Below are 7514 nucleotides of genomic sequence, written 5' to 3' on the forward strand. Positions count from 1 at the left end.
CGAGAGCGCCGAGGTACCGGCGGCTGAGGCGGGGAGCGGTGAGGTTGCGGCTGCTGATGCGGCGAGCGGCGATGTACCGACTGGTGATGCCGAGAGTGCCGAGGTACCGGCGGCTGAGGCGGGGAGCGCCGAGGCGCCGGCTGCTGATGCCGCGAGCGCCGAAGTACCGAGTGCTGACGCCGAGAGCGCAGAGGGACCGGTTGAAGCCGCGAGCGGCGAGGTTGCGGCTGCTGAGACCGCTAGCACCGACGTACCGGCCGCTGAGACCGCTAGCACCGACGTACCGGCTGCTGAAGCCGCCACCGACGACGTGCCGCGTGCGGAGGACGCAGGCGCTCAGCTCCCGTCGGCTAACGAAGCGCCTGCGGAGCAGCCCGCGGCCGTGGACCAGGACCAAGCCGCCGGTGTCGACGGACACCAGCAACCAACTGACACCCCCGCAGACCAGCAACCAGCTGACTCCTCACCGGAGCAGGCACCTGCCGCCGAGGCAGACCAGTCAGCGCCCGCCGCCAGCTCCGAGGAGCCGGGCAAGCTCGCCGACCCAGAGCACCCCACCGCACTGACGGTCGACGAGACAGATGCCACCTCCGAGCCGCAGGCCACAGACAAGCCCGCAGCCAACCAACAGCCCGAAGCAGATCCCACAGCAGAAGCACCGACCCCGGACGCCCCCGCCACGGACGCGCCGCCCACCGCAGACCAGACAGCCGCCGAGGCGCCAACACCCGAGGAACCTGCCGCCGCCGATGCGCCTGCGGCCAAGGAACCTGCTGGCACCGAGGCACATACCGTCGAGGAGGCTGCTGGCGCTGAGGCAAATACCCTCGAGGAGGCTGCTGGCACCAAGGCGGCTACAGGCGAGGAGCCTGCTGGCACCAAGGCGGCTACAGGCGAGAAGCCTGCTGGCACCAAGGCGGTTACAGGCGAGGAGCCTGCTGGCACCAAGGCGGTTACAGGCGAGGAGCCTGCTGGCACCAAGGCGGTTACAGGCGAGGAGCCTGCTGTCGCCGAGGCAGCTACGGCCGAGGAACTTGCTGGTGCCGACACGTCCACGGCAGAGGCGACTGTTGCTGCCGAGTCGGGTGCTGCTGCTGACTCGAGTGGTGGTGTTGGCGGGGCTCCCGAGGAGCAAGGTGCGGCGGCGTCCGTAGTTCAGGAGCAGGGCGAAGGCGCGGAGCCTGCGGACGTGTCGGCTGCGGAGGAGGCTGAAGCAGCAGGCGCGGGTGACCGCGCGGCTGATGCTCCCGACGAGATGGCTGCGGACGCTGCGGAGCTCGACGGCGAGGAGTTGGCCGAGGACCAGGACGAGACCGCTGTCGGCGTGGATGCCGTCGCGGAGCAGGCTGCGGTGCAGGTGCCGACTGTAGATGCACCCGTTGCTTCGACGGACGCTGACACGGGCGCGGGCGAGTTGTCTGAGAAGCCGGTTGTGGTGGAGGCCGTAGTACAGCCGGAGGTTGAAGGCTCAGAGCCTGTTGTGGAGACGCCTGTTGTTGAAGGTGCCGACGGAGTGGGTGCGGGGGCCGCAGTAGAGCAGGCCGACGGTGTGGACGAGTCGGTAGCGGAAGCGGCTGGAGCTGTTGGTGCGGATGATGGCTTGGAGGGTGCTCCGGAGGCGACTGCGGCTGTTGTTGACGAGTCCTCCGTGGATGGAGCTGTCGAGGTTGCAGTAGGCGAGCGGGTTGATGGTGTGGCGGGGGCCTCGGTGGAGGGCTCTGAGGGTGGCGCTGCTGAGGGTGCTGAGGCCGATGCGGAGCTGGCTGCGATAGGTGCGCCGATTGCAGAGGAGTCGGTTGCAGAGGTGGCGATCGCCGTCGAGGAGGCGGTGGATGCTGCTGGTGTGGGCGATGGCGCGGAGGACGCTTCCGAGGAGGAGCGGGCTGCGGAGGCCGTCGTCGGTGAGCAGGTGGATGGTTCGGCGGAGCTGGCAGAGGATGTTGCTGAGCCTGCTGAGCCTGCTGAGCCTGCTGAGCCTGCTGAGTTGGCTGTGGCGGGGCTTGTTGTTGTTGGGGAGGGGGAGGAGGCTGCTGCTCGGGTTGGGGACGGGGTGGCGGCTGGGCTGGCTGCTGTGGGGGACGTGGTGGCTGGTGGGGTTGTGCGGGAGCGGGTTCGGAAGAAGGGGGTGGGTGCGGGGACGGCCGGTGTGGTGGAGCCGGTGGCTGTGGTGGGTTTGGCGGGGCGGTTCCCGGGGGCCGGGTCTGTTGAGGAGTTCTGGGAGAACCTCGTCGGCGGGGTGGAGAGTGTTCGGCGGTTCTCTGAGGAGGAGTTGAAGGAAGCAGGCGGTGGCGACGCGTTTGGGGACGAGGAGCTTGTTGCCGTCAGTGGGGCGTTGGATGACGTTGAGTTGTTCGATGCCGCCTTCTTCGGGCTGAGTGATCGTGAGGCCGAGCTGACGGATCCCGCGCAGCGGCTCTTCCTCGAGGTCTGCCAGCAGGCGCTCGAACACGGCGGGTACGCCGGTACGTCGGGCCGGATCGGCATCTTCGCCGGCTCCGGTATGAACCTCTACACCCAGCAGAGCCAGCCGCCCGACTACCTCGCGACGCGGGTCGCGTACCGGCTCGGGCTGACCGGCCCCGCCATCGGCGTACAGGCTGCTTGGTCTTCTTCGTTGGTGGCGGTTCACCTTGCCTGCCAGGCGTTGCGCAGTGGCGACGCGGATCTCGCGCTCGCCGGCGCCGCCGCGGTACATGTGCCTCAGGCAACGGCTTATCACGCGAGTGCCCGCTCGATCCTGTCGCCGACCGGCCATGTCCGCGCGTTCGACGCGGACGCCGACGGCACGGTCGGCGGCAACGGCGTCGCGGCGGTTTTGCTGAAGCGGCTCGACCAGGCGATCGCCGACGGCGACACCGTGTACGCCGTGATCAAGGGTTCCGCGGTCACCAACGACGGCGGCCCCACCGGCCAGGTCGAGCTGGTTGAACGCGCCCTCGAGAAGGCCGGCGTACCCGCCTCATCGCTCAGCTACGTCGAGGCCAACGCGACCGGTACGGCGGCCGACGACACCGTCGAGTTCCGCGCCCTCACCACGGCGCTGCGCAAGCACACCGACGAGGTCGGTTTCTGCACGATCGGTTCGGTCAAGCCCAACATCGGGCACCTCGACAGCGCCGCGGGGATGGCCGCTCTGATCAAGACCATCCTCATGCTGCAGCACCGCACGCTGGTCCCGACGATCAACTACACCAAGCCGAATCCCGACCTGGCCGTTGCCAACAGCCCCTTTGTGATCGGCACCGAGGTCCGCGACTGGGAAGCCGGTACGCCGTTGCGCGCCGGCGTCAGCGCACTCGATGCCAAGGGCACCAGTGCGCACGTGATCCTGGAAGAGGCGCCGCGCCAGATCCGTCGCGGCGAAGACGGTCCGGTCGTGCTGCCACTCTCCGCGCCGGACCCGGCCGCGCTAGCCGACCTCGCCGAACTGTTCCGCGCCGAGCTCGAAGAAGGCACAGGTCAGCGGCTGATCGACCTCGCCGGTACTGCGGCGATCGGCCGGCCCGCGCACCGGCATCGCATCGCTGTTGCCGGCTCTTCGGAGGCCGAACTGGCCGAGGCGCTGTCGACCGCTTCAGCCGCCGAAGTACCGCGCGGTGGACCCGGGCCGCTCGGATTCGCGTTCACCGGGCAAGGTGCCGCCCGGCGAGGGATGGCGGCCGGCCTTGCGGTGCGGTTCCCGGCCTTCCGGGCGGTGCTGGACGAGTGCGACAAGGTCTACGAAGAGGAGATCGGCGGCAGTCTGCTCGAGTTGCTGCTGACACCGGCCGGATCGGACGGTGTCTGGCCGACCGAGACCGCGCAACCGGCGCTGTTCGCGTTCGAGTTGGCGCTGGCGCGGTTGTGGCAGTCGTTCGGCGTGCACCCCGCACTGGTCATCGGGCACAGCGTCGGCGAGTACGCCGCACTGTGCGTGGCCGGCGCGTTGTCGCTGTCGGACGGCATCAAGCTGACCGCGCAGCGCGGAGTACTGATGCAGCGTGGGACCGCGCCCGGCGCGATGGTCGCTGTACGGGCGGATGCTGACCGGGTTCGGGAGCTGGCACAGACGCCGGGTGTGGAGATTGCCGCGGGCAACGGTCCTCAGTCGTTCGTGCTGACCGGCTCCGAGGTGATCGTCGGGCAGCTGGCCGAGCAGCTCGACCGGCTGGAACTCAAGTGGCAGCGGCTCGATGTCGACCGCGCGTTCCACAGTTCGCTGGTCGATCCGATCCTCGCGGACTTCGCCGAGGTCGTTGCCCAGATCAAGCTCAAGCCGCTGCGGATGCCGATGGTGTCGAGCTGGTCGGGGGAGTTGCTGGAGAGCGGTACGGCGCTCGATGCAGACTACCTGGTCGGTCAGCTTCGCCAGCCGGTGCTCTTCGGCGACGCCGTCGAGGCGTTGACGGCTGCCGGGTGCCGGCGATTCCTGGAGCTCGGGCCGGACGCAGTACTGAGCCCGGCCGGGCGGCGGATCGCGCCGAACAGCACGTGGATCCCGGCGCAGCGACTCGGGCAGGACCCGGTGCTGGCGACGATGAACGGGCTGGCCGAGCTGTACGAGCAAGGCACCGAGATCGCCTGGGCGAAGGTCTACCCCGAGAGCGGGCGCGTGCCGTTGCCGACGTACCCGTTCCGCCGGGTGCACCACCCGGTCGACGCCTCGGCACGTCCGGTGGCGCTGAGTCAGCCGCCGGCGGTCGAGGAGCGCTCGATCGAGCGGAGCGGGGCGGCGCTGAAGCGCATCCCGCTCGATCCGCCGACGCCGAACGGCGCCGTCGTACCGGCGCTGGAGGAGATCGAGACCCACGACCTGTCGCCGTTCGCCATCCCAGCCGACGACGACCCCGATCGTCGTACTCCGCCGGCTGGCGCTGATCTGGTCGAGACCGCGTACGTACGCATGCTGCCGCCCGCTCACACGGCGAACGGCAAGGTGGCTGACAGCATTCCTGCGGAGCCTGTAGCCGAAAGCGAAGTGCCCGCGGAGTGGCCTGTTGATGCCGTGGATGACGCACCCGCGGGGCCGGTGCCGGTGGGCGAGGTCTATCGCGAGTCGTTGGAGGTTGTGCTCGATCTGACCGGCGAGCAGCTCGGGCTGGATCCGTACGACCTGACGGTGGATCACACGTTCGCCGAGCTCGGCGCGGATTCGCTGTCGATGTTGCGGGTGGTGGAGGAGGTCGGGCAGCGGTTCGAGGTCGAGCTCGCGGTGAGTGAGCTGTTCGGTGAGCTCAACACGCCGCACAAGCTCGCGTCGGCTGTTGCCTCGCGCAAGCAACCTGAGGGCGACGAGGTCGATCCGCTGGAGCTGCTCCGTTCGCCTGCCGACGATGCGCGGGCGGAGCCCGACGCAGAAGCAGACTCCAACGGATCAGATCCTCGTACTGCGCTCGCGGTGCTCGGCTCTGGGCTGGCTGAGCTGGCGGCGAAAGTGGATGCGGCAGCCTCCGCGACAAGTGAGGCGGAGTTGCCGGGTTCGGGTATGGCGGCGCTGATGTCGCAGCAGCTGCGCATTGCCGGTCAGCTGGTCGACGGCGTGACGAAGCTGATGCACGAGCAACTCGCCCTGCTCAACGAAACAACCCAGAAGCTGGAGAGCACGCCGGCGCCCGCAGTACAGGTAAACACGGAGGAAAAGGCTTCCAAGGCCGCGGTTGCGGAGGAAGACAAGGCAGCGGCCGCGAAAGCCAAGCGGGTAAGGGATTTGGAGTATTGGCAGGGTGTGCTGGACGGGGCTCAGCCGCTCGTCTTGCCGACCGATCGTCCGCGGCCCGCAGGCGACGATGTGATTGCCACTGTCGTTCACGAGCTCGACTCGGAGCTCGGTGACGCCGTCTTCGCGTTCAGTCGGGATCGGCGGGTCAGTCCGTTGATGACGATGCTGGCCGGGGTCGGCACCGTGCTCGGCCGGTTCGCCGCGCAGGACGACATCACCATCGGTACCGCGGCCCTGCGCCACCCCGGCGACACCACCCCGCAGCCGGCCCTGCCGCTCCGTCTCGACCTCTCCGGCGAACCCGACCTCGGCGATCTCGCCCAGCGCGTTCGCGAGATCACCACTGCCGCGGTCGACCACGCGACCGTCGACCTCGCCGTACTGGAGCGGGATCCGCTCTTCCAGGTCCTGGTCGAGTTCGAGGACGGCGACGACGAGTTGGCGTCCGGGCTCGACATCCGGTTCCGGCTGGCGTACCACGGCGGCGGCATCACCTGTACTGCGGACTACCGGGCCGGCCTGTTCGACGAGCTGACCATCAAGCGCCTGCTCGCCTACCTCGAGGCCGTACTGCGCCGCGCGATCGACGACCCGCGACTCCCGTTGCCCGAGCTCATGCTCCCGATCGAGGCCGACAAGTCGCTCCTCAGCGAGTTCGAAGGTGAGGCCGCGCCGGCCGGACCGATCGGCCGGGTACGCCGCGACGCTGTCGTCGCCGGTGAGCTCAGCGGCCTGCACACCCTCTTCGAGCAGCAGGTCGCCAGGACTCCCGACGCGATCGCGCTGATCCAAGGCGATCGGGAGATCTCGTACGGCGAACTCGATCGCCGGTCGAACGCGGTCGCCTGGCAACTCGTTGACCTGGGCCTCAAACCCGGCCAGCTGGTCGCGGTCAGAGTCGCCCGCGGCGCGGAGTTGGTGGTCGCAGTACTGGCGGTGCTGAAGTCTGGTGCTGCCTACCTGCCGCTTGATCCCGGCGTACCGGAGTCGCGTTGGTCCTTCATGACAACGGATGCGGGCGCGGTCGCGCTGGTCGGCGACGACGCTGCGCTGGCCGATCGGCTGGGGCTTCGGCTGGTGCCCGTGGCTGCTGGTGATGGTGATCTGCGGGCCAAGCAGGCGCCGCCGATGCGCGCCGCGGCTGATGACATTGCCTACTGCATCTACACGTCGGGCTCGAACGGGAACCCGAAGGGCGTCGCCGTACCGCATCGTGGGCCGGTCAACCTGGTCCGCCACTACCTGCGGACCCGGCGATCGCTGCGCACGCTGCAGTGGACGTCGTTCGGGTTCGACGTCCATGTGCAGGAGATGTTCACCGCGCTGGCGTCCGGCTCGGCGCTGGTGCTGATCGGCGAGGACGACCGGTACGACCCGGACGCGGTGGTTGCGGCGCTGAAGGATCACGCGGTCGAGCGGCTGTTCATGGCGTTCACCCCGTTGACCGCGCTGCTCGCGACGATGCGCAAGCTGCCCGAGCTCCCGGCCCTGCGTGAGATCGTCGCCGGTGGTGAGGCGATGGTGCTGACGCACAAGATCCGCGACTTCCTCGCGGCACACCCCGAATGCACGCTCTACAACGAGTACGGCCCGACCGAGGCGTCGGTGGTGACCACGATCCACCAGGTCGACCCGGACGAAGACCGCCCGTGGGGGGGGGGGGGGGGGGGGGGCGGGGGGGGGGGGGGGGGGGGGGGGGGGGGGGGGGGGGGGGGCGGGGGGGGTGGCGGTTTCTACCACCGGGACTGACGGGAGGGGCTCGTCGTTGACGGGTTCCTGGGTGTGGGCCTCGGCTTGGGCGTGGGCTGCCGCGGCC

Annotated in this window: 2 protein-coding genes; one reads left to right on the forward strand and one right to left on the reverse strand. The window is 69.4% G+C overall.

The annotated features are described in order from the left end of the window. Window positions 1–418 (reverse strand): hypothetical protein (locus tag AB0F51_RS21645; protein ID WP_360282532.1); only part of this gene is annotated, 418 nt, incomplete at its 3' end. Between AB0F51_RS21645 and AB0F51_RS21650 the strand changes: the two genes are divergently transcribed. After that, on the forward strand, window positions 383–7447 hold the full coding sequence (locus AB0F51_RS21650) for a beta-ketoacyl synthase N-terminal-like domain-containing protein (protein ID WP_360282534.1): 7065 nt from the start codon (window positions 383–385) through the stop codon (window positions 7445–7447). The genes AB0F51_RS21645 and AB0F51_RS21650 overlap by 36 nt on opposite strands. Window positions 7448–7514 lie beyond the last annotated feature (67 nt).

Origin of the sequence: Kribbella sp. NPDC023855, assembly GCF_040639475.1 — a bacterium.
GTDB lineage: Bacteria > Actinomycetota > Actinomycetes > Propionibacteriales > Kribbellaceae > Kribbella.